Here is a 21,081-nt window from a genome sequence, read left to right on the forward strand (position 1 = left end):
CTCCTCAAAAATATTGATTCCGGCAAAAAGCCAGCTTTTATCATAACAGATAACCAGTCATTTAGTGAAAGAAATTGAAATATTAAATTTAGGTAAAAATGCTAATTCCATTATTAGGAATTCACTGTTAAAATAATCCTAAATTGTGTTAAGGGGCGTTTCCCATGAAAGCGAGACGAATTATCTACCTGAATTTTGCCGTCATTGCTTTACTTATTTTCATTACAATTTACCAGTACAACAGAATCGCAGAATTTGAGAGTCAATTGGGGCATGACTTTCAACGCACAGTACGGGGCTCTATTTCTCTCTTGGAAAGTGATGGCGACCCAAACATCTGGATCAAAAATGTGCAAGAAAAAGAAGGTGAATTCACTATAGCGGCCCACATTGGAGAAATAACGATATTAAGCAGACAATATTATATGATGAACGGTAAAATATCAATGATTGGAGACGTGCTAGATTCCCTTGGAAATCAGTACCGCGAATTGGCCATTAATATAAAGAACGGCAGCGACTATAAACAGAATGAAGAGCAAATAAACAAAGACCTGAAATTTCTCATTCCATTATTAAAAGAAATTGACTCTATTTCTGGTGAAAATGAAAGCCGTTATTATAGGGAATTTACGAATTCAGAATCCATGACATCCAACCTCGTATGGAAGGAGTATAAGGAATATGAAAAACGCTAATTATATCATCCGCCCAGAAAACACCGGTGATGTTACAGGTATAAGGGAATTAAATGTTTTGGCTTTTAACAATGGAGAAAATGAAGCTTCTTTGGTTGAACTTATAAGAGAGTCGGAACATTTTATCTCTAACTTGAGCCTTGTAGCGGTTAAGGATGACGGTGAAATTATCGGACATATCCTTTTCAGTGTCATCCACCTTGTTACCGACGAAGGAACTGTCGCTACTTTAGGTCTTGCACCTATGGCAGTGAAACCAAATTACCAAAATAGCGGAATCGGTTCTGACTTGGTCAAGGAAGGGATTAAAGCATGCAAGGATTTAGGATATGAACATGTACTTGTCCTTGGGCACCCGAATTTTTACCCTCGTTTTGGCTTTTCGCCGACAAGCCAATTTGGAATACTTCCCCCTTTCCCTGTGCCTGAGGAAGTATTTATGGCTCTTGAGCTAAAGAAAGACTCATTAACGGGATTACAGGGGAAAATAGAGTATCCGCCTGCCTTTCATGCTGTAAGTTAGTTGAAAGCATAAGAAAGTGAGGGTAGAACTGCTCCCTCACTTTTTATTTCTGTTTTCGAATTGATTGTTGCCTGTTTGAATATTTGAATGAACCCCCATCTATCTGGTAGAATTCTAAAACCCTACCCCTCAGGCAAAAATTCAGATTCAAGAACCTCGACCTGTTCTTTATCTGTTAACCGTCCATAACCCTCATTTTCTTTGTCGCTGATAATAGTGGCCGTTTCACCTTCAAACCAGATTCGATAATGATATAATCTTTCTGGCATATTCTTCTCTTCCTGGATGAAAAAGATGGCAATTACATCCTCTTTCCTTGCCATTTCTGCTTCCGTCTTTGGTGACCACTTGATACGTTCAAATGCCTGTTCTAAAGTTTGCAGTTTCTCCCTTGAGGCTATGATTCTTTCTTCACCGTCTTTCAGACCATCTTCATTAATTTTTTGCACGTCTATCCTTGTGAGCTCTGGTTCAAAATTAGTACTGCAGCCTGTAATGAGCAAAATTAAAATAAATAATCCAATAGTATGTTTCATCTTAATCTCCAGACCTTCTCGCATTCAAAGTTTTTTCCTGCAAGTCAATCAGCTGATAGTTTTCTTCAGACATTTCCTCAATTGAGGTGATCACTTCAAGGAACCGTTTGTACAAAACCTGGATTTCAGGCTGTTGGTCTATTAAAAAAACAGTGTCAGTATAGCACTTCTTATCCTGATAGATATGTATTTTCTGCCAAACTTCCCTATCTTCGCTGCTTTGCAAAAACAAAGTCTGCTTCTGTATGAAATGCGAATAAATCCGCTCTGCTTCTTTTTGTATCTCGAGGTATTCTTGCTCCCTGCCCGGCTTTAAACGATATCTATATATCTTGATATACATAATCCGACCATTTACTCTCTACATATTGATTTAGGTGAGTTGCAACAAATCCTGGTAAAGCCGGCTCATGGAAGCCTGCTAAATCAATCAATGACATTCCTTTTTCCAAAAGATGCTCTACCAGCTTCCAGCCTATATAATAAGCCTCGTTTTGGAATCCGCATGTCCCCTCGCCTGCTGTAAATCGAAAAACAGATTCGGAATCGCTCTTCTCCAGAAAAGGAATGGCCCCTGACAGAATCTCTAATTCTTTCTCATTGCATAATGTTAACCATTGATCGTCATTTCCGGTATACTCAACAAGATTCCTTCCCGGTACAAGAACCCTGCTTGTATGTATCGCTATCCCTTCCTGGAGGATCGTTGATGCAATTGTCCGCTCCCAATTTGTACTGATGTCAGCTTTATGAAAGTGTACGACATGCGCTAATTCATGGTAAATAAGAATCTCGGAATCTCTATTTGACTGAGTCTCAATTGGGAAGCATAAAGCCATGTTCCCGTCCTCAGTAGGAGCAATGAAGGCATTCCCTTCAAAATTGCCAACAAAGAACAGCAGCAATAAGGTAATATCATCTTTAAATCCTAAAACTTGTTTTACTTCCCCTAACTTATCCTTTATTGCAGCCTGATCCGGATTCCACGAAATGATGTCATCAATATGCTGTTCATACTGTTCCCAACAATTATCCAGGAGCTGTCTTGCTAACTTCTCTCCTTCCGTACCAGGAGGAACAGCCGCAAAGCCATAATGCTCCTTCCATAGTTTCCATCTTTCTTCTGAATCCACTTCCGTTTCTATTGCTTTTTTATAAAAGCTTAAAAACCTTTGTCTAAAATCCTGAACTTCAATATGGTCCAACACAAATTCGCTCCTCACCATTTCACTAACTGCTCATTTTCCGTTCCAAAAATTCTTTATGCACCTTAGATAAATGAAGCAATTCAAATTCATTTGCTTCGATTTGTTTTTCTATTGAGATAGCCTCAGAGGTTGCAATTTTATATAGCTCTTCATCTATAGTACCAGAGGATAAGGCCAACTCTAGTTCATCAGCATCTTTGTAAAACACTTCTCCGGAAGGAAGGATAATGATATCCAAAAAAAGATCATCCATCCATGGACGGCTATTTTCAATGCCAATGCGATAACATATATCGATATACCATTGGACAATCTCTCCTGCAGCATTATACATGGTTGTCACGGAATGGCGTGACCCCTCAGGGAAATGCTGCAGCCAGGTATAACCTTCATCTACAATGCAAATCTTTTGATCCCCATATTCGAGTTCTAATGGATCGGTCACTTTGATGACCTTTAATAAGGTAACGTAGCCCTTAAAGCGTTCTTCATTAAAATAGTCCTGAATGAATTCTCTCTGAACCACACGAAGCCAGTCTGCTCGGTCACCGTATTTTCTTTTTAAGTTGAAATCATTCATATAAATCTCCCATATTATTGGTTAGGGTGATATTGTTTTCTTGCAGTTTCTCCATGATTTTGTATCTGTTGTTCCGAACCTTGCTGTTATAAGGCAGTTCAATCACTTCTCCAGATTTTGTCACCAAATTTAAATGGTCTACTACTGTTACTCCATTGTTCTTCACGAAGATCTCTTTCGCTTCCATCATATCCTCCCAATAATAAGAATTGATTGTATTGAACGTTGTATGTTCATTAAAGTGCATTCCCTTGTCATCAAGGTAATAATAGTTCGACACGCCGAACATAAAAAATGGAATGCAGCCTAACATTAAGAGAAATGAAATCCACTTTACGCCTTTCCAATCAAACTTCCAATCAAGAAATAAATACAGGAATAAGGTTACCGAGATCCATAGCATACCAATCATGAAAAGTATATAAGCCGATGGCGGAGTATCATAAAACCATTTATCGGCTGACAGGTAAAGATAATCCTGTATAAAATAAACAAAAACTAGTGGCATGAACAAACTGCTGATAATTAAAATAATTGCTGTAACGAGGATTATATTAGTTGTATTCTCTGTATTGAAACTTAAGCGAGGCATAACCATTTCCTCCTTTTCCCAATATATACGGTAATACGTTTATCAGGATAGAAGGTTTCAAATTATCTGAACATTAATGTAAATAAATGTTATTCTTATGAACAATCGTCTTTAAAAATGCCGTTCCATTGGTTCTGTACTATGTGTGTAGCCGTTTCTCCCATAAAACGCATTGCTAGTATCGCTGGGCCAAACAATGATGAATTCAAGCTTCTTTTCCTCGGCCCATTCATTAACACGTGATAGCAGCTTGCTGCCAGTTCCTTTTCCCCTATATTCAGGAACAGTATATACATTTGTCATATAGGCAAACGGATGTGTGACCCTGCCTGGACGAGGAACCTTTTGGATCAACTCAACATAAATATGGGAAATGATTTGCCCGTTTTTCTCAGCTACCCAAACAAACCACTTGCTGCTATCTATCGCGGTTCCAAGAAACCTTCTGCATTCATTTTCAAACGAGCTAAACTCCACACCTTCCCCCATTTCTGGGTAGTCTTCGAGCGTAAAGTCCCATCTCATCTTTATTAACTGCTCAATGTCCCTTTTATTGGCTAATCGAATTTTCATATTTTCCTCCGCATAGAAAATGTTATCTGCAGGTGAAATCCTGCTCTCCATCTATCTGCTGTTCTTCTTTTGTTTCGCAAAAAAATAACTAAATCCGAAGGGAAGCAACGGAACTAGTGCTAACAGCCTGAATCCATTCTCCGCGCCCAGAAAATATAGGGACGGCAGGGTAATTGCCAATCCACTTATAATAAGAAGCTTCCTGGATTTACTCATCAAGCCCCAAATAAACAGAACGACAAATCCTGCAACCAGAAACCAAAATACTGTTCCAGCCATTCCTCACCCTCCTAAAATACTTCATGAGTGTTTTTCTTCAATGCCCCTAAATCATATAAAATACCCGCATCGCTATTCTCACACCACATTTCTTTTACCTTGCTGCCATCAAATATGAAGATCATGATACCAGTCTCTTTTACCCGTTGGTTTTCTGACGGAATATCAAACCAGCCACCTTTATAGGTCATCCAGCCGGTGTAACGCACTACCAGCTTATTGCCCTGTTCAATCAAATCCTCCAGCACCCATTCATCTTCATGAAAAACGGATTGATACCATTTCATGAAATCAACCATTGATTCCCGTGAGTTTTCACCGTTTCGCGAATGGTAAACAAAATCCTCAGTGGTCAGTTCCTCAATCACACCAAGATTCCCCTGTGTAAAATATTCTCCGAACCATCTTTCAGCTAGCAATCTCTTATCATCGCTAATCATATCCCCACTCCTGATCATAGTTATTAGTTTAGCAGCCAAAGGCCACCGATGTTTTCATTAAATCACCGCCATCCAATTTAGTTAAAACTCCAGGCTGAACCAGCGGCCATGGCCTTCTGTTTCCCCGATTGTGTTCAAGCTTTCTATTCCATCGAGATAATAATCCAGATGAAGCTTTGCATCGTAAATATTATTGTATATATGAAAAATTGCCCTTCGTTCTCCAATTTCTTTTATGTGCTCCAGAAGCTTTTCCTTGGTCTCGACGGGCATTTGATTGGCCACATGGGTATGAAATAAACAAATCACTTGTTCTTCCGGGATTTCGGTTGCCAGGGATCTGATTAGTTCGACGCCATCCCCCTCTATTAACCTTAAAGATTGATTGCTCACATAGCTTGCCGCTTTTTCAAATATCTCCCGTCTTTCACCGTGTTCTGGCCAGATCAATGCCTTTAGCCATAAGTAATCCTCTGTATTTCTAACATCATTTATATGCAAGTCGATTCCAATCCTTGTTGCCACTTCAGGGTGATTCATTTGTTGCAACAGCGTCTTTCCCCCTTTAATTACTGAGGAAAGATGAACTTCAGAATATGGATTCCCATATATCTCTCCAGTTCCATAAGAATAACTGTATTGATTCATGAATAGTTGCAAACCTGCACTGGTTCCGATTTCGAGTAATGCCAATGGCTTTTTAGTTATTTGATATATATGGCTGAATACTGGATAAAGATATGAACACCGTCCTACTTCGTTGGTCTGGACGATTTTATTTTTTAACAAACCAATAATCTCATAAGAATATTTCTGGCAAAAGTCCACAAAAGCAGGGTAAGCATTTTCTGCCTTTCCTGGATGATTTGTTATGCTAGGATAAAAAGCAGACAGTCTATGCTTAAACCCTTTCAATATTAAATAGTGCACCGCTCCAAAAAACAAATTGGGCACAGGCTGCCCATTCTTTGCCGAAGATGCAAGTTCCAGCATCTCTCCGTCTTCAGCAATTTTTAAAGAAAGAAACTCATATAACGGACTTGATTCCCTGCATTCATGAACCGCAAATCTCCTGAATTTCATAGAGAGATCATTAGACATCAAACATCACCGAACCCTTCTACATAAAGACACAATACCTAAAAGAATCACATAAACAGCACACACAGCTGCCACAACAAGGAATAAATAGTTCCCTATTAATACCTTCGTAGGATTCTCCAGCGGACTCACTAATCCCAATTCAAACGGGAAAGCATCCTCCAAGGGTGACAACCAGGTGTTCTGTTCAATAATCGGCAGAGGGAGCCCAAGTCTATGCTTTGTCAAATCATAATCAGGGGTTACAATGACAGAATCAAAAAAAGGAGTAACTGTAACGCCTATCCAGCCAATAAAAATGGATATCCATACCAATCTGTCCCGCAGCACTTTTTCTAGCATTTTCAGTCCCACCATAAATCCATTTTTTTTGTTTCTGTGATCGCTTCAATTAATCCATTAACGCTTCCTGTTCCCTGTTCCACGATATCAGGACAGAATTCAGCAATTTCTCTTGCCAGTGTTTTTAGCTCTTTGCCTTCAGGTAAAACATCAAAATTCGCTTCCACCCAATCGTAGTCCGCACCAATTACGGTGATCGGATGGCTACTATGCCATTCCCTTAGTTTAGATATAACCCTTTCGTTGCTTATATTATAATTATCCCCATTCGTCTGCTGGAGCTGCAGGATCTCAAACTGGTCTGAACCAGGGATAATGCCGATTTTTTCACGTTCGGAATCGCAAATAAAAGCCAAATAGTTTATTGCCATAAGTTCCTCCCTTAGTTTTAAAACCAGCAGTTCCGCTTCTGCCTGTTTGGCATCCACGTAAATCCCTGCAATTTCAACACGCTTCTCAGTATACAAATCTCCTTTGTAAAAAGGATGCAATTTACCATCCGAATTTCTTTTGACAATTGTCATTGCCTCTTCTGAGATTCCGCATTTCTCAATATTGATTTTATTTTCCTTACTTTTGCCAAAACTTAAAAGCTTTTTCCAATTCACTTCTCTTCACCTGCAATTCTTTGTTAATCGTTCATCAATTGAGAATAAGGGATAACTAGGTCAGCTTTTTCTGCGGGACGAAGCTTTTCCATGTAGTAGTCCTCTGCTTTCCAGTATCTGTTTCTGAATTTTTCAATGTTCAGTTGAGTTTGACTGCTTTCCCTCGCAAACCTTACATCTCGTGGACAGTCTATAAAAACGGTGTAATCAATAAATGCTCTCCATTCCTCTCTCTGGAGGAAAATCCCTTCTACGATTATTACTTTTTTTAAAGCCAGATTCAGCGTTCTATTAACATGTTGGTCCGTCTCATTATCATAATATGGGAGTTCAATTTCATCTGAATGAATCAAGTTTTCAAATAAGGATTTCACCAGAGACTCTACATCCCACTGTAAGTTATAATACTCCTGCCACTCCTCCTGGCCGGTATTATACCTTTTCGACCGCCCTACAATATGGTCGTCCAAGTGAATGACTGTACTTTCAATTTCCTTTTCCGTAAGCATTGAAGCGATTCTCTTCACAAAAGTTGTTTTTCCTGCCCTGCTAAGACCATCTATACCTAAAATACATCGTTTATTTGTGTATAGTACCGAAAAAACCTGCCTCAATAACTCCTCTTCAGCGTTCATTCTGCAACCCCACTTTTCAAAGTAAAAAAATACACTTACTTATTCGCTAAACTTACACATATCCCCTTTTTCAGGTAAAAAAAAAAACCACCTGGAAAAGGCGGAATCGTCATTTGAGTTCAATTTTATTATTTTGAATATCAGCCTCTTCAATGCTTTCCTTTAGCCAAATAGGAGCCTTTGCGTGAGCAAAAACTTCTGCTGCTGTCATCCAAAAAACTGCTTCAACTTCATCCTTGCTTTTTGGGTATGGTTCGCCACCGGCAATTTCACAATAAAATACAACATCGAGTACTACCCTTCCATCCGGGAGAACAAATGAAGAATTGCGTACATATTTAACATCATCCTTTATGGTGATGCCCACTTCCTCAAAGAGCTCCCGTCTCAAAGTTCGCTCAAGCAAACCTGTTGAGAATCCTTCGTTTTCTACCGTTCCTCCAACAAGCGAAAGGAGTCCTCCTGCGTGTTCCTCTTTGGTACTCCGTTCAATGATAAGCCACTTTCCCTCTCTGTACACCGCACCTTCGACATTAAGAACAAACATTTGTGATCTCCCTCCAATTACTCTTCTCCATTTCCGATACACTCAATTAAATACAATCTTTATGACAAAAGGCCTGTAACTTTTTTAAAAGGTCCCTTTTAATAAATTTTACCAAAAAGTTACACATAGTTTTTACCATTTAAATTTACTGAAAATTCGATAAATTTACGCATACTTTTCCACTGTTACTACTTGTATAATAGTAATACACCTAGAGTTAGCTAAGGTAGAACCAACAAAAATCTGGACTTTAGGAGAGTGATGAACATGTTAGAAAACGTTATTTTCGCAATGCTCATCGGTGGATTTGTTGGACTGACAGCTCATGTTAGAAAAAGAGGCAAGATCATCATGCCGAGAAGGACTAAAAAATTCATTTACCTGGGTTTCATGGAAGAAATCCTCACAGGATCACTAGCCGCCGCACTTTTGGTGGTATCATCCGAAGCTGATTCACTGCTTAGAGTCTTTTTGATGTCCATCATGGCTGGTTTCGGGGGTGATGCCTTACTAAGAGGACTTGAATTATTTCGAATAGGAAGCGGCAACCAGGGTGGGGAGGATATTGGCAAATGAAAATACCAACACCTCAGCCTGAGAGAAAGAAGTTTGCTAACGCCATTGGTCAAGCAGCTTCCAAAGTGCTTGTTTTTTTTTTGATGAAAATGAACTTGGGAAAATTTTAATTTGCCCCTCTTCATCCCCTAATAAAGCCCTCGTTTAAATCCCCTTAATCGGAATATTGATTTTAAGCTCCGGTACATCAGTAACCGGATCAAAACTCCCTGGATACTCTTCCAAATGCTCTAAATCACTCTGTCTTAAAGTATATTCATTTTGTTTTATCCATGTATACAAGCCTGTATAAGCTTCAGAAACCGCTGCCCCCTTATACTCAGTTATGGCATATGTACAGGCAGGAACCGAGATGATTTCCATTCCTTCAGGGATAGCTGTCGCCTCTTCAACTTCCAGTGCCAGATAATAGGTAAAGCCATTTTCTGTGTTGTCATAAGACAGACCAATAATATTTTCAGCATTTACAGCATACTTTATTTGGTTCTTGCTATTTAGAAACTTCTTGTGAAATACTTTAATTTCTCCTTTGGCTGCCTGTTCAAAAGTGCCGACCCATTTCACTCCTATAGCCTTGAATGCTTCTTTTTTTACAACCTTTGCTTCCATTTATTAATCTCCTCCTTTATTTGTACATTTTTAGAACCAGCCAGGGAAAAGTAAGGTTAAAAATATAAGGAGAAACTTTATGGACCTTAATCTTTTCCAGTTGATTACCAGATTTTCCGGCCATAATAGGCCAGTGGATTTATTAATGATATTCGTCTCTAATCGGATCCGTTATGTCTATATTCTTATAACAGCCTTACTTCTTTTTAAGAACCGACGCAACAAGCGGATTGCCATTGAAACAGGGAGTTCTGTTTTTATCAGTTTAGTCATTCAATTTTTCATTAAAATCTTTTACTATAGACCTCGGCCCTTCAAGAAAAGACGGGTTGGTATTCTGATTCCTTCAAAAAATGATTCATCCTTCCCGAGTAAGCACACTATTCTGGCCTTTGCCGCTTCCACTACATTACTGATGTTCCATCGCAAGTTAGGAATATTGATGACGTGGTTGTCTGCTCTAACTGGTTTTTCCCGGATTTGGGTCGGTCACCATTACCCTTCTGATATTATTGGAAGTGCACTTATCGGATCGCTGGCAAGTTTTGTCACAAGAATCATTTCATACCGGATATTTGGAGACAAACCAGGAATCAGGTAATTACTGCGTTTGGCATTATGGGAAAAGTGTTTCCTTTTTTTAAACAAAAGTTCAATTGGAACGTTGATTTGGAATGATTGCTGACATTACTAAGGTTGACCCCGAAAGTGTTTGAAGTTCGATTCTCTTTTGACAGCTTTTCATCGGTTGTCCGCAAACTGTCTGAAGTTGGACTTTCTTTTGACAGCTTTTCATCGTTTGATGAGTCAAGCCTGTCTGAAGTTGGCCATTCTTCTGACAGCTTTTTCTCTTTTGACCGCAAACCTGTCTGAAGTTTCCTTAACCTTTACCTGTATTGCCTCTTCCCAACTATCCTTAGCTATAGGCCTTAAGGTCAATTTCATAAAAAATCCCCCTGTCCTTCTGCAAAACATTCATTCTGTACCGATGTTATTATTAAGTGCAGATACACTTTTAGCTAATTTTACCATCTGGTTTTAAATTCTCAACTCACTTTTCTAAAAAAAATAAAATAATGTGTAACTTTTGGTAATGCTAACTGTCTATGTTTTCTAGAGAGGGGGATGGAATGTCAGACCCGAGGATTGAATTATACGAAAAATATAAGAATATGATTTTCTTGTACCTATACCGTTCGACGTTAAATCAGCATATTGCTGAAGATCTTACCCAGGATACATTTTTGAAGGCCTTTCAGTCACTTTCCAGCTTCCGCGGTGAGTCCTCATTAAAAACATGGCTTTTTAAAATTGCAAGAAACACATATATCAATTTCAGCAAGAAGAAACAAACCAGCATGGAGCTTCAATCAGATAAGATTGACCAGCACTTAGTTCAGCAGCCCGATCAATTCAAACGTTTAGATGACCAGAATGCAATTGAGCTGACGTTATTGCAGCTGCCTGAAAATTACAGAACGTATATCATTTTACGGGATGTGAACGATCTTACTTATGAAGAAGTTGCCGAGATCACAAACGAAACAATTGGCCAGGTAAAGGTTGGCTTGTACCGGGCCAGAAAAAAATTCAAAGAACTCTACAAGCAATTGGAGGATGGAGAATGAAATTGGAACATGAAGTGGTCCAGGATCTATATCCGTTATATATAGAAAATGACTTAACCCCTTCTGTGAAAACAGCAGTTGAAGGACATCTGGAGGAATGTGAGGCGTGCAAGAAGTTTTACGAAACTGGCGAAAAGACAATCCAAATAAATGACATGGTAGAGCCGGCTGTATCAAAAGCCCTTGATGATAAAATCATTTTAAAAATGAAACTGAATCGTTTAAGGCTCATTTCTGTCGTTCTTGCCGGCATCCTTTTTTCCATGGTATTTACCGATTACATCAATGAGCGAGAACAATTGTTCATGGCTACCGATGGCTATTATGATGTTCTCGGGCAAATGGACAGAGTAATTGATGTAGTGAAAAACAAAGACCAAATCAATTTTGACTCTTATGAAATGAATCGTTTCTTTGAATATAATAATAAACTTACAGATCATATGAATTTTATCGAAGAGTACAATAAAAATTCAACAGAATTCTTTCTCATCCTGAATACTCAAAGACTGAATGCGATGCTTGAAGTGATGAAAACCCGCTTTAACCAGGGCAGGTGGTCTGAAACGGATGAAACAGCATACCAGGCGCTAAAAGAATATTTACAAAGTCACAGGCAAGATTTTAGGGAAGACTATGAAAAAACCCACCATGGCTACAGCTCATATCTTCACATTTTAGATGTTAAGGAGATGGATAAGTTTTATGAAAACGTAAACTTATTAACCTACAGTTATACTCGTTTTCATAAGATGGCTGATCAGGTCGAGCCCCTGAAGGAACCGGAATTAAAAAGCCGAATTTCCGACTCTCTGGAAATTGAGCAAGATGAATTTGAATTGGAAAAAGTAAGCCCGGTAAATGATATATATGTCTATCGTTTTGAGAATAAAAATGGCTATGGCGGAGAGATCGATGCAGTCACCGGCCAAATCACTGAATATTTTGGAGATACTGGCCCGCTAACCGATGGACCAATCATGAATCAGGAAGAAGCCGAAAAAAAAGCTAGGTTATATCTAGAAAAAATTTACGGAAAAGATATAAATCTTGAACTCGTTTCCTTAGGCTTTAATTTTAACTCCTCAGCTAATGATTCTAGATACAAGGTTTATAGCTTCAAAGCTGTGCCAAAAGTTCAAGGTTATACATTGTATACACCTTTTGAAACCGAAACTATTCTTAACCTTAATGCCAGGAACGGCGAACTCGAGAGCTTTCACCACAATCCCGATGTTCCTTCCTTCGAACAACTGGATGCAGTCAACCTCCAAGCTTCATCTGACAAAACTGGTGACAAAAAAGCTGTTGTCATTTACTCAGCTTTAACTGGAAATTTTGAATTGGTTTACATGGAACCGGATTTGCAGTACTTTGACGAGGGAAAATTTATATCCGCAAAAACAGGTCTCGAAGAGAAAATATATTTAGATCATTTTTAATATGTAAAAGACTGCCTTGCGATTATACACAGGCAGTCTTTATACTATGTAAAACTTTTAGCATCCTGCGGCAAATCTTTCACCTTTATCAAGTACATCCTCATTTTCTGCTCATATTCCATTGGGTACTCATAACCCAAACTCTTCCCGACTTCCTGTGACAGGCGGCTGAAAAGGTCTGCTGTCCGGAAAAGAGCCTCCCAGTTCTCCTCATTCCCTGGTCCTGCGTAAGTCCCTTCCAGTTCTGCCCATGTTTCTGAATCCAGATAACGTTTGAACCATCGCCCGAACTTATTAGGATTTACGCTCCATTCATGCTTTACTCCAAGATGCCATTCAATAACCGGCTGGAGATAATGGAATCGTATGACATTATCAAGCATGTATTTTGTAAAATAAAGTTCATCTCGCCAGAGGCTGTTCGCGACGTATGCGGTATCTCCCCAAAAACTATTGATAATATCGGCGAATTTTTCCGCTGACGGCTTCTTTGTTATATATGATTGATAAGAAGGGGCCGGGATTCCTTTTGTAATTCCATCCTTATCTAACAAGACTTTATAGCCATTGTCATATTTTTTTGGCAGTACAGTCATGGCAGCAAGGTGTTTAACAAAATCATTCGTCGTAATCTGAAAATCTATCTTTGTTCCATCTTCGTATAGGACTAGTCTCGTTCGCCAATTGCCATCCTCCAAAACCACTTTTTTTATGAGAGAACCAAATTGATCAAGCCATCCATCGTCCTCGGTAAAACCATCTAAATCCTTCACGAAAATCTCGAAATCAAAATCGGTGAACAGATCGGTGAACGCATGTGGATTTGCTCGGGAACTTGTCATCAGCACAGTCCGGATATTTGCATTTTGGCCGGCCCAATAAAGAAGCTGGCCAATCATCTCTTGTTCTTGTTTCATGTTATACAACTTCCTTTTCCTTGCTTAAGCGCTCGACCTCTTTTTTCAGAAAATCCAGACGGCGATGAATCCGATAAATTTCGGTAAGTAAGCCGTAATGACAATGATGAACCACCCCATTTTTCCCTCCTTCATCTTGCTAAATGATGAATCCTAAAATATATTCTAAATAATTTATTCGTTTTCCTGAGCATATATCCTGCAAAAAAATGAATATCAGGCTGTCTAATATTGGATTATTAGAGTTCACTTTGCTACAGTTAAATTAAGGAGACTTAAACCTATCTAGATAGTGTTAAATAAATTTGCTGGGGAGTGCAAAAAAAATGGAATCAACTTTTAACCAAAGAGATGAAGTGACCGATTTCATTCAATCCAATAGGGAACTTTTCGAACAACACTTATTATCAGAAGCGGTGAATGTAGCTTCGAAGATTAATGAGATTCTTCAAAAAGGAAATATCAACCTTTTAAAGAACGCTGAAAAGTTAATTGTCTACATAGTGGAGCAGCAGGAAGAGAATCTGGTTGCTTTTGCTGAACAAGAAGGGATTGCCTGGGCTGAACATTCGTTGACTGTTGCTTTCAAGTTGGAATGGATTCAGGCCATTCGCCGAACTTTGTGGCACTTCCTAAACAAATATGATCAAACATATAACCGATTTTCTGATCGTGAGGAATTCTTCCAGCTTGAGAAAAGGATCAATGACCGAGTTGACCAATTCCTAAATACATTCTTCCTGACTTATACAAAGTACAAAGATGAACTGCTTAACTCGCAGAGGAAATTGGTTGAACACTTATCAGTCCCGATTATTCCAGTCAGCAGTTCTGTTGCTGTACTTCCTCTAATCGGTATGATGGATGACTACAGAATGCAAATTATCGAAGAGAAGGTACTTATGGATATTTCAAAGCTGAAAGTCCAAACATTGATTATCGATCTTTCAGGAATTGCTGAGATGGAAATGAACGTGATCTCCCATTTCCAAAAAGTCTTGAGCGGCGTGTCGATGATGGGTTCAAACGCTGTCATTACCGGAATGAGTCCCGAGCTTGTTAGAAAAATGATACATGCAGGAATCACTTTTGATCAAAAAGCAGAAACCAAAGGTACGTTACAGCAAACATTGAGATCCTATCTGGATAACGAAGTAACAAAATAATGAAGAAAAGCCCCTATTCGTCACATAGGGGCTTTCCTGTTGGCTATTATACGAGCTGGGACTCTTCGATATCCTATTTAGTTCAACTAAAGCTAAATCTGTAAAATTTCACGGATATCTTCTTCTGTCAGTGAAGCTGAGCTTTTCTCTTCGATAATTTCTTCAATCATGTTCCGCTTTTTATCCTGGAGCTCGTTCATCTTTTCTTCGATTGTACCTCTGGCAATCAATTTGATGACCTGGACTTTATTTTTCTGTCCCATTCGATGGGCACGGTCCGCGGCCTGTTCCTCGACAGCCGGATTCCACCATAGATCATAAAGAATTACTGTATCAGCTCCAGTCAGATTCAAGCCTGTGCCTCCGGCTTTTAAGGAAATCAGGAAAAAGTCCCGTTCTCCGGCATTAAACTTTTCGCACGTTTCCACTCGCTCTTCAGGAGGTGTCTGTCCGTCCAGGTAAAAAAACGGAATGCCCTCATATGCCAATTCCCTGCCAATCAAGTCGAGCATTTTCGTGAACTGTGAGAATATGAGAACTCTTCTTCCGGCAAACCTGGATTCCTCGATGATTTGTTTCAGCTGTTCCAGCTTTGCCGAGTCGCCCTTGTATCCGTCTACGAACAAAGCTGGATGGCAGCATATTTGCCTTAATCGTGTGAGGCCAGCCAGAATTTTGATCCGGTTCTTTCTGATTGTATTCTTATCCAGCTGCTTCAGCGTTTGATGGCGAAGTTTTGCCAGATACGCAGCATAAAGCTTTTTCTGTTCAGGCAGCAACTCCACTCTATCGATTGATTCAATTTTTTCTGGAAGCTCACCAAGCACTTCTTCCTTTACCCTTCTCAGTAAAAATGGGCGAATCCTGCGGGCGATGGCTTTGCTTGTCAGATTACTGAATTCCTTCAACCCCTGGAACAACTCAGGGAACACGACTCTGAAAATAGACCATAATTCCTCTGTTGAGTTTTCAATCGGCGTACCGGTCAGCGCAAAGCGATGGTTTGCCTGTATGTTCATCACAGCTTTTGCTGTTTGAGTCAACGGATTTTTGAATGCCTGTGCTTCATCGAAAAACACAGTGTGGAATTTGATTTTTTCGTACAGGTGAATATCCCTTCGCAGCAGCATATAAGAGGTAATGACCACATCAATACCCGCAGCATCATTTAGCAGTTTGGCACGCTCCTCCTTATTGCCGTCGATGATGACTGCCTGAATCTCAGAAGTGAATTTCAGGAATTCACTGAGCCAGTTATAAACGAGCGAAGATGGACAGACAATCAGCACCGGCTGTTGCCTGTCCCTTACATTGGCTAGTTCTGATGCAATATACGTGATACTTTGCAGTGTTTTACCAAGTCCCATATCATCTGCCAGGATACCGCCAAATCCATAACTAGCGAGAGTTTTCATCCATTGGTAACCTTGTTTCTGGTATTCACGCAATATCGGATCCAGGTTATCCGGGACCTCAAATTTTACTTTTCCAGGGGTGCTTATTTCCTCCAGAAAACTGCGGAATGAATCCTCTAATTTAAGAACAGATCCATCCTCGAATGATTCCAGCATTTGCATCCCCCGGACAATCGGAACATTCAACCCTTTCTCAAAATCTTCATCCTGGATTGGCCCAGCTTTTAAGAAACGCTGGATTTCCTCCCATTCCCTCGTTTCCAGAGACATAAGTGCACCATTGCGTAAACGATAATACTTCCGCTTTTCCTCAAGCGCTTCGAGGATATCCCTGATCTGTTTTTCAGGAATCCCCTCCATTTCAAACTTGAATTCAAGCCAGTTTGTCCGCTCTTTTTTCACCTTGACACGTATTTGCGGTCGGGCAGGCTCCCTGAAAATACGACTTCTGACAGCTGTCGTAGCATATACCTGTACAAGCTTTTGCAGCTTCGGCAAGAGGTGATACAAAAATTCATATTCCAGCTCTTCGTTATGCAAAAAATAACCGCCATCCGTTTTTGCGAATGAACCTTCATCCAACAAGTCCAGAATCAGATCCTCCTTTGCCATGTCCCTGATTAGCAGAGAATTCACTTTGGGTTCCCTTTCCTCAAGCGGATTGAAAACGATTTTTCCATACTGGAATTCAATCCCTGCAAGTAACCGGTTATTCACGCGATCAAGGTACAGCTTTGCGGCCAACGGTTCTGTTAAAAATTGTTTCGTTATATCGCCGTCAATTTGAACCTCCCCAATCCGGCGCAGGCCTGGTATGACTTTTTCGACAAAGAAACCCATTTGATCCTGTAAAATCGGTATGCTATCCGTTCTTGATTGGGCAAGCATATTTTTCAGTTCAAATAATCTGCTGCAATCCTCGGTACTGAGCTGGATTAACCGGGCTTTCGACCAAACGAGGTCATATTTATGAAGGACGATCAGATCAGAGATTCCGGCAATTTTTAAGGAATAGTCTTTCTCCGTAACTTTCTCAAAATTGAACAAAAGCGGAAGACTATCGTTGGAAACCGAAAACAGCCCGGTGACCTGGCCATGCTCTTTCAACTTAACATCCGGAGCCTGTTCCAGCAGCTGCAGTAGCTGGTGCCAAAAGGATGGCGGAATGATTATGACAGAGGAGTTATTATTGCTATCGATCAATAATTCTGAGTCCTGGACAATTTGGATAAGTATATTAATGATTGAATCAATATCATTATGAAAACAATGAAGCTTAGGATCATAGGTGAATAAATCAGATAGCGATGCTGACTCCCGATTCGCAACACTCATCAGGAATCCGGGAATATCCACGATTTCGATTGGCCCAATACTTATCGAAACCCCAAGCATCATTTGCTGATCGCTTGTTTCAACTGGCTCGATTTTGAATATTGTATTCAAGGATTTTCTTGTTTCAAAATGGAGCTGGTGCCCGCTTGTTCTTCGTGGCCCTTCACTGAAAATGGTCAGCAGCCCTTCAGCCAGCTCACTTCCTGGATGATCAATATTCTTAAGTGCTTGTGATGACCCATGCTTTTGCTCATCCAAAATCGCCAGCAGGACCGCGGCTACATGTTGGCATTCATGTTTGACAGAAGCAAGCTTCGGACAAGTGCACTCCGTTGTGAAACGGCCATCACCGGTTTTCGTGACAATGACATGGAATACATCCGCCCCTGTAACTGTTGCATTCAGCCTTTTATCATTGTAGTCTTTGAATTCTACTTTATCCGCACGGTAAAACGCATCCCCACGCTTGAAGGAAACAGTACCGCATAATTCCTTGATGACTTTTAGATTTAGTTTGAGATCCATGGCCTGCTCCTTCCTCGAAGATGCGGTAATCAATAATTAATAGTGTAGACCTTATCTCCACATTTGTTAAGCAGGAATACAAAAAGCATGGAGAATTCTCCATGCTCGAAGTTCTAAAATAGAAGAGTAAGCTTCCATCCAGGACACCCGGAACTTAGTCATCATCCGATTCCACGAAATTTCTCAATGCTGATAGTTTGTTATCCCAATATATCTCGAAAAACGAAAGCCATTCCTGCAATTCCTGAAGCGGTTCTGGCTGTAATGAATAGCGCGTTTCACGTCCAATTTTTTTACTGGTTACCAAACCTGCTTCAGAAAGTACAAATAAGTGCTTGTTTACAGCCGTCCTCGTAATCGGAAATTTTTCGGTTATGGACGCAACCGGCATCTCCTTGTCTGCGAGAAGCTTCAGTATTTTCCGGCGAGTAGGGTCTGCAACAGCCTGGAAAACATCATGTTTTGCATGTGAAGCTGACATGTTAGCCCTCGATGTAGGCTGGAAGTGCTTCGTTAACGATTTTGTCCCAGCCATTATCCATGATTCCCTGGATAACATTATGAGGCTGGCCAAACTCAGTGACCTTATCAGGGTCCCAACCGGAGTGGATTAATGTGAACTCAGTCTTTCCTTCCAGCTCCTTCAGTTCAAATAGAAGGTGCCAATCCTGCCCCCAATCAAAGCCCAGACGATTCGGCGGATCCAATTCCGTTACCTTGCATGGTGAATCTCCAAAAGGACCTGCGTGGAGGATGAACTCTTTGCCAAGCTCCGGTTCAAATGTGTTCGGCATCCACCAGGCAGTAATCCCTTCAGATGTCGCGACTGCTTTCCATACTTTTTCGATTGGTGCATTTAGAATGATTGTTTTACGGATTTCTCTTTGTGCATCCATGTTTTGCCCTCCATAGGTTAAATAACACTATTTGGTGTCACTTTCTTAATATATAACACCTTTTAGTGTCATGTCAACAGAATGGACCAGGCACAAAGTGAGTACCTGGTCCACTATGGAATTAAATCTCAATAATAATCGGCAAGATCATCGGCCTTCTTCTTGTTTTTTGGAAGATATGCTGGCCGACTGCTTTTTTAATCCCTTGCTTAATGACATTCCAGCGATGGACATTATCTTCTTGAAGTTCCGTCACTGTTTTCGTCACAAGATTGTTTACGTCTCTCATCAGGTCCTCGGAGTTTTTCACAAAAACAAAACCTCTTGAGATTGTATCGGGCCCGGAAATGATTTTCCGTTCAGCTTTGCTTAATGTAAGGACAATAACCAGCATTCCGTCCTCCGATAGCTGCTTTCTGTCCCTTAGTACGATTTCTCCGACATCCCCGACACTTACTCCATCGACATAGGTATCACCTGCTGGAATATTTCGTGTCTGGCGCGCTTCACCATTTTCAATGTCAACGATATCACCATTTTTAACGATAAATGTATTTCCTTTTTCTACACCAACAGATTCCGCCAGCAAGCGGTGGTGATGCAGCATCCTGTATTCCCCATGAATCGGGATGAAATACTTAGGCTGCATCAAAGTCAGCATCAGCTTGAGATCTTCCTGGTATCCATGTCCGGAAACATGCATGCCGGTAGTGCTGCCGGAGCCGTAAATGACTTTCGCGCCGAGCTTGAACAAATTATCGATGATCTTGGATACATCCTTTTCATTCCCGGGAATCGGGGATGCCGCCATGATGACGGTATCTCCTGGATATACCGAAACATCGCGATAGTTTCCTGTTGAGAGGCGGGAAAGCGCGGCCATTGGCTCTCCCTGGCTGCCAGTGCACAGGATGGCAACTTTATGTGGATCCAGTTGGTCGACTACATTTGGTTGTATCAGCATTCCTTCAGGAACATTCAAGTACCCTCTTTCGATCGCCACATCGACTACATTGACCATACTCCTGCCAAGCAAAGCAAGCTTCCTGTCCGTCTTGATTGCTGCCTCAACAACCTGCTGAACCCGGTTCACGTTAGAGGCAAAAGTCGAAACAAAGATTTTACCTTCCGCTTTCATGAAGGCTTCTTCAAGATGGCTGGCCACCATTCTTTCTGATGGCGTCAAACCAGTACGTTCAGCATTCGTGCTTTCTGATAACAGAGCAAGAACACCATCTGTTCCGATTTTCGCCATCTTATGAATTTCAGATTGTTCATCATTAGCCGGCGTCAGGTCGAATTTGAAGTCTCCGGTATGGACAACATTCCCTTCAGGCGTATGGAAAACTATCCCCATGCAATCCGGGATGCTGTGGCTCACTTTGAAGAAAGAAACCTTCACCTTTCCGAAATCCAATACTGAATCTGAATTGATTGTGTTGAGTTCAGTTCCTCTTAAAAGCTTATGTTCACTCAGTTTCAGCTCGATTAAACCGAGAGTGAAATTTGTTGCATAAACCGGTGCTTTCAGCTTCTTGAAAAAATAAGGGACACCGCCGATATGGTCCTCATGTCCATGAGTGACAATCAAGCCGCGGATTTTTTCTCTATTTTCTTCAAGATATGTCATTTCCGGGATAATCAAATCAATCCCCAATAAACTCTCATCTGGAAACTTCCCTCCACAGTCAATCACAAAAATATCATCTTCATACTGGACAACATACATGTTTTTCCCGATTTCATTGATGCCGCCTAAGGCAAATATAGATAAAGTCACGTCATATCCTCCTAATCCGTAGTCGATTTTGTTAGTATTGCCAATTGATTTTCCGATTATTTGACTGAGTTGGGAAAAATACATCATTTATATACCCTCAAAACAGCATCCTGACAATTTTATTGGCGAT

General features: G+C 40.4%; 27 protein-coding genes. 7 read left to right on the forward strand and 20 right to left on the reverse strand.

The annotated features are described in order from the left end of the window. The first annotated feature begins 164 nt into the window (after nucleotides 1-164). Nucleotides 165-698, forward strand: coding sequence for a hypothetical protein (locus J7E37_RS03285; RefSeq protein ID WP_215022473.1), 534 nt, complete (start codon nucleotides 165-167; stop codon nucleotides 696-698). Next, complete coding sequence (locus tag J7E37_RS03290) at nucleotides 685-1,221, forward strand: GNAT family N-acetyltransferase (protein ID WP_215022475.1); 537 nt, start codon at nucleotides 685-687, stop codon at nucleotides 1,219-1,221. The genes J7E37_RS03285 and J7E37_RS03290 overlap by 14 nt, the downstream gene beginning before the upstream one ends. 122 nt (nucleotides 1,222-1,343) lie before the next feature. On the opposite strand, the gene J7E37_RS03295 is transcribed toward J7E37_RS03290, so the two are convergent. From J7E37_RS03295 to J7E37_RS03355, 13 genes are all read right to left on the reverse strand, one after another. Next, nucleotides 1,344-1,757 (reverse strand): hypothetical protein, encoded by a 414-nt coding sequence (locus J7E37_RS03295; protein ID WP_215022477.1) that lies wholly within the window; start codon nucleotides 1,755-1,757, stop codon nucleotides 1,344-1,346. 1 nt (nucleotide 1,758) lies between these two features. Next, complete coding sequence (locus tag J7E37_RS03300; protein ID WP_215022479.1) at nucleotides 1,759-2,100, reverse strand: hypothetical protein; 342 nt, start codon at nucleotides 2,098-2,100, stop codon at nucleotides 1,759-1,761. Continuing rightward, nucleotides 2,081-2,965, reverse strand: a complete 885-nt coding sequence (locus J7E37_RS03305; protein ID WP_215022481.1) for a DUF2268 domain-containing putative Zn-dependent protease — start codon at nucleotides 2,963-2,965, stop codon at nucleotides 2,081-2,083. The genes J7E37_RS03300 and J7E37_RS03305 overlap by 20 nt, the downstream gene beginning before the upstream one ends. 22 nt (nucleotides 2,966-2,987) lie before the next feature. Further along, nucleotides 2,988-3,545 carry a ribonuclease FAU-1 family protein gene (locus tag J7E37_RS03310; protein ID WP_215022483.1) on the reverse strand — a complete coding sequence of 186 codons (558 nt, stop codon included), beginning with the start codon at nucleotides 3,543-3,545 and terminating at the stop codon, nucleotides 2,988-2,990. After that, entirely contained in the window at nucleotides 3,538-4,137 is a 600-nt protein-coding gene (locus J7E37_RS03315) for a hypothetical protein (protein WP_215022484.1), read from the reverse strand. Before J7E37_RS03315 ends, J7E37_RS03310 begins: the two co-directional genes overlap by 8 nt. A gap of 111 nt (nucleotides 4,138-4,248) precedes the next feature. Beyond that, on the reverse strand, nucleotides 4,249-4,710 hold the full coding sequence (locus J7E37_RS03320; protein WP_214776885.1) for a GNAT family N-acetyltransferase: 462 nt from the start codon (nucleotides 4,708-4,710) through the stop codon (nucleotides 4,249-4,251). A gap of 51 nt (nucleotides 4,711-4,761) precedes the next feature. Continuing rightward, complete coding sequence (locus J7E37_RS03325) at nucleotides 4,762-4,989, reverse strand: hypothetical protein (protein WP_214776887.1); 228 nt, start codon at nucleotides 4,987-4,989, stop codon at nucleotides 4,762-4,764. Between the two features lie 11 nt (nucleotides 4,990-5,000). Beyond that, entirely contained in the window at nucleotides 5,001-5,429 is a 429-nt protein-coding gene (locus tag J7E37_RS03330) for an ester cyclase (RefSeq protein WP_215022485.1), read from the reverse strand. An 81-nt stretch (nucleotides 5,430-5,510) separates the two neighbouring features. Further along, entirely contained in the window at nucleotides 5,511-6,530 is a 1,020-nt protein-coding gene (locus tag J7E37_RS03335; RefSeq protein ID WP_215022486.1) for a DUF2332 domain-containing protein, read from the reverse strand. 6 nt (nucleotides 6,531-6,536) lie between these two features. Next, a complete protein-coding gene (locus tag J7E37_RS03340) occupies nucleotides 6,537-6,872 on the reverse strand; it encodes a hypothetical protein (protein WP_215022487.1) in 336 nt (111 codons plus the stop codon). Between the two features lie 2 nt (nucleotides 6,873-6,874). Continuing rightward, complete coding sequence (locus J7E37_RS22425; protein ID WP_215022488.1) at nucleotides 6,875-7,480, reverse strand: DUF4253 domain-containing protein; 606 nt, start codon at nucleotides 7,478-7,480, stop codon at nucleotides 6,875-6,877. Between the two features lie 23 nt (nucleotides 7,481-7,503). After that, complete coding sequence (locus J7E37_RS03350; RefSeq protein ID WP_215022489.1) at nucleotides 7,504-8,115, reverse strand: kinase; 612 nt, start codon at nucleotides 8,113-8,115, stop codon at nucleotides 7,504-7,506. A 109-nt stretch (nucleotides 8,116-8,224) separates the two neighbouring features. Continuing rightward, a complete protein-coding gene (locus J7E37_RS03355; RefSeq protein ID WP_214776897.1) occupies nucleotides 8,225-8,662 on the reverse strand; it encodes an NUDIX hydrolase in 438 nt (145 codons plus the stop codon). 267 nt (nucleotides 8,663-8,929) lie between these two features. Between J7E37_RS03355 and J7E37_RS03360 the strand changes: the two genes are divergently transcribed. Beyond that, nucleotides 8,930-9,238: a DUF4257 domain-containing protein gene (locus tag J7E37_RS03360; protein ID WP_215022491.1), complete on the forward strand. Its 309-nt coding sequence runs from the start codon at nucleotides 8,930-8,932 to the stop codon at nucleotides 9,236-9,238. 144 nt (nucleotides 9,239-9,382) lie between these two features. Here the strand turns inward: J7E37_RS03360 and J7E37_RS03365 are convergent, their stop codons facing one another. Continuing rightward, nucleotides 9,383-9,847 (reverse strand): GyrI-like domain-containing protein, encoded by a 465-nt coding sequence (locus J7E37_RS03365; RefSeq protein WP_215022493.1) that lies wholly within the window; start codon nucleotides 9,845-9,847, stop codon nucleotides 9,383-9,385. A 79-nt stretch (nucleotides 9,848-9,926) separates the two neighbouring features. Between J7E37_RS03365 and J7E37_RS03370 the strand changes: the two genes are divergently transcribed. Continuing rightward, complete coding sequence (locus J7E37_RS03370; RefSeq protein WP_215022495.1) at nucleotides 9,927-10,448, forward strand: undecaprenyl-diphosphatase; 522 nt, start codon at nucleotides 9,927-9,929, stop codon at nucleotides 10,446-10,448. A 206-nt stretch (nucleotides 10,449-10,654) separates the two neighbouring features. On the opposite strand, the gene J7E37_RS03375 is transcribed toward J7E37_RS03370, so the two are convergent. Continuing rightward, nucleotides 10,655-10,792 carry a hypothetical protein gene (locus tag J7E37_RS03375; protein WP_215022497.1) on the reverse strand — a complete coding sequence of 46 codons (138 nt, stop codon included), beginning with the start codon at nucleotides 10,790-10,792 and terminating at the stop codon, nucleotides 10,655-10,657. Nucleotides 10,793-10,977: 185 nt separating this feature from the next. On the opposite strand from J7E37_RS03375, the gene J7E37_RS03380 reads away from it, so the two are divergent. Both J7E37_RS03380 and J7E37_RS03385 read left to right on the forward strand, forming a co-directional pair. Continuing rightward, on the forward strand, nucleotides 10,978-11,475 hold the full coding sequence (locus tag J7E37_RS03380; RefSeq protein WP_215022499.1) for an RNA polymerase sigma factor: 498 nt from the start codon (nucleotides 10,978-10,980) through the stop codon (nucleotides 11,473-11,475). Then, nucleotides 11,472-12,917 carry a zf-HC2 domain-containing protein gene (locus J7E37_RS03385; RefSeq protein WP_215022501.1) on the forward strand — a complete coding sequence of 482 codons (1,446 nt, stop codon included), beginning with the start codon at nucleotides 11,472-11,474 and terminating at the stop codon, nucleotides 12,915-12,917. Before J7E37_RS03380 ends, J7E37_RS03385 begins: the two co-directional genes overlap by 4 nt. Before the next feature lie 44 nt (nucleotides 12,918-12,961). Here J7E37_RS03385 and J7E37_RS03390 read toward each other — a convergent pair whose 3' ends face one another. Then, nucleotides 12,962-13,834 (reverse strand): aminoglycoside 6-adenylyltransferase, encoded by an 873-nt coding sequence (locus J7E37_RS03390; protein WP_215022503.1) that lies wholly within the window; start codon nucleotides 13,832-13,834, stop codon nucleotides 12,962-12,964. Between the two features lie 326 nt (nucleotides 13,835-14,160). Here J7E37_RS03390 and J7E37_RS03395 point away from each other — a divergent pair, with 326 nt between their 5' ends. Beyond that, on the forward strand, nucleotides 14,161-15,000 hold the full coding sequence (locus tag J7E37_RS03395; RefSeq protein WP_215022505.1) for an STAS domain-containing protein: 840 nt from the start codon (nucleotides 14,161-14,163) through the stop codon (nucleotides 14,998-15,000). 92 nt (nucleotides 15,001-15,092) lie between these two features. Here the strand turns inward: J7E37_RS03395 and J7E37_RS03400 are convergent, their stop codons facing one another. The 4 genes from J7E37_RS03400 to J7E37_RS03415 all read right to left on the reverse strand — a co-directional run bounded on the left by J7E37_RS03400 (nucleotide 15,093) and on the right by J7E37_RS03415 (nucleotide 20,900). Then, nucleotides 15,093-18,275: a DEAD/DEAH box helicase gene (locus tag J7E37_RS03400; RefSeq protein WP_215022507.1), complete on the reverse strand. Its 3,183-nt coding sequence runs from the start codon at nucleotides 18,273-18,275 to the stop codon at nucleotides 15,093-15,095. A 154-nt stretch (nucleotides 18,276-18,429) separates the two neighbouring features. Beyond that, nucleotides 18,430-18,756, reverse strand: coding sequence for an ArsR/SmtB family transcription factor (locus tag J7E37_RS03405; RefSeq protein ID WP_215022509.1), 327 nt, complete (start codon nucleotides 18,754-18,756; stop codon nucleotides 18,430-18,432). 1 nt (nucleotide 18,757) lies between these two features. Beyond that, nucleotides 18,758-19,171: an SRPBCC family protein gene (locus tag J7E37_RS03410; RefSeq protein ID WP_215022511.1), complete on the reverse strand. Its 414-nt coding sequence runs from the start codon at nucleotides 19,169-19,171 to the stop codon at nucleotides 18,758-18,760. A gap of 121 nt (nucleotides 19,172-19,292) precedes the next feature. Beyond that, nucleotides 19,293-20,900 carry a ribonuclease J gene (locus J7E37_RS03415; RefSeq protein WP_251009472.1) on the reverse strand — a complete coding sequence of 536 codons (1,608 nt, stop codon included), beginning with the start codon at nucleotides 20,898-20,900 and terminating at the stop codon, nucleotides 19,293-19,295. Between the last annotated feature and the right edge of the window lie 181 nt (nucleotides 20,901-21,081).

Origin of the sequence: Bacillus sp. ISL-39, assembly GCF_018613295.1 — a bacterium.
In the GTDB taxonomy this organism is placed as follows: domain Bacteria; phylum Bacillota; class Bacilli; order Bacillales; family Cytobacillaceae; genus Mesobacillus.

Coding starts and splice junctions, on each gene's coding strand:
- J7E37_RS03285 (WP_215022473.1), top strand. CDS start 165: ATGAAAGCGAGACGAATTATCTACCTGAATTTTGCCGTCATTGCTTTA.
- J7E37_RS03290 (WP_215022475.1), top strand. CDS start 685: ATGAAAAACGCTAATTATATCATCCGCCCAGAAAACACCGGTGATGTT.
- J7E37_RS03295 (WP_215022477.1), bottom strand. CDS start 1,757: ATGAAACATACTATTGGATTATTTATTTTAATTTTGCTCATTACAGGC.
- J7E37_RS03300 (WP_215022479.1), bottom strand. CDS start 2,100: ATGTATATCAAGATATATAGATATCGTTTAAAGCCGGGCAGGGAGCAA.
- J7E37_RS03310 (WP_215022483.1), bottom strand. CDS start 3,545: ATGAATGATTTCAACTTAAAAAGAAAATACGGTGACCGAGCAGACTGG.
- J7E37_RS03315 (WP_215022484.1), bottom strand. CDS start 4,137: ATGCCTCGCTTAAGTTTCAATACAGAGAATACAACTAATATAATCCTC.
- J7E37_RS03320 (WP_214776885.1), bottom strand. CDS start 4,710: ATGAAAATTCGATTAGCCAATAAAAGGGACATTGAGCAGTTAATAAAG.
- J7E37_RS03325 (WP_214776887.1), bottom strand. CDS start 4,989: ATGGCTGGAACAGTATTTTGGTTTCTGGTTGCAGGATTTGTCGTTCTG.
- J7E37_RS03330 (WP_215022485.1), bottom strand. CDS start 5,429: ATGATTAGCGATGATAAGAGATTGCTAGCTGAAAGATGGTTCGGAGAA.
- J7E37_RS03335 (WP_215022486.1), bottom strand. CDS start 6,530: ATGTCTAATGATCTCTCTATGAAATTCAGGAGATTTGCGGTTCATGAA.
- J7E37_RS03340 (WP_215022487.1), bottom strand. CDS start 6,872: ATGCTAGAAAAAGTGCTGCGGGACAGATTGGTATGGATATCCATTTTT.
- J7E37_RS03350 (WP_215022489.1), bottom strand. CDS start 8,115: ATGAACGCTGAAGAGGAGTTATTGAGGCAGGTTTTTTCGGTACTATAC.
- J7E37_RS03355 (WP_214776897.1), bottom strand. CDS start 8,662: ATGTTTGTTCTTAATGTCGAAGGTGCGGTGTACAGAGAGGGAAAGTGG.
- J7E37_RS03360 (WP_215022491.1), top strand. CDS start 8,930: ATGTTAGAAAACGTTATTTTCGCAATGCTCATCGGTGGATTTGTTGGA.
- J7E37_RS03365 (WP_215022493.1), bottom strand. CDS start 9,847: ATGGAAGCAAAGGTTGTAAAAAAAGAAGCATTCAAGGCTATAGGAGTG.
- J7E37_RS03370 (WP_215022495.1), top strand. CDS start 9,927: ATGGACCTTAATCTTTTCCAGTTGATTACCAGATTTTCCGGCCATAAT.
- J7E37_RS03375 (WP_215022497.1), bottom strand. CDS start 10,792: ATGAAATTGACCTTAAGGCCTATAGCTAAGGATAGTTGGGAAGAGGCA.
- J7E37_RS03380 (WP_215022499.1), top strand. CDS start 10,978: ATGTCAGACCCGAGGATTGAATTATACGAAAAATATAAGAATATGATT.
- J7E37_RS03385 (WP_215022501.1), top strand. CDS start 11,472: ATGAAATTGGAACATGAAGTGGTCCAGGATCTATATCCGTTATATATA.
- J7E37_RS03390 (WP_215022503.1), bottom strand. CDS start 13,834: ATGAAACAAGAACAAGAGATGATTGGCCAGCTTCTTTATTGGGCCGGC.
- J7E37_RS03395 (WP_215022505.1), top strand. CDS start 14,161: ATGGAATCAACTTTTAACCAAAGAGATGAAGTGACCGATTTCATTCAA.
- J7E37_RS03400 (WP_215022507.1), bottom strand. CDS start 18,275: ATGGATCTCAAACTAAATCTAAAAGTCATCAAGGAATTATGCGGTACT.
- J7E37_RS03405 (WP_215022509.1), bottom strand. CDS start 18,756: ATGTCAGCTTCACATGCAAAACATGATGTTTTCCAGGCTGTTGCAGAC.
- J7E37_RS03410 (WP_215022511.1), bottom strand. CDS start 19,171: ATGGATGCACAAAGAGAAATCCGTAAAACAATCATTCTAAATGCACCA.
- J7E37_RS03415 (WP_251009472.1), bottom strand. CDS start 20,900: ATGTATGTTGTCCAGTATGAAGATGATATTTTTGTGATTGACTGTGGA.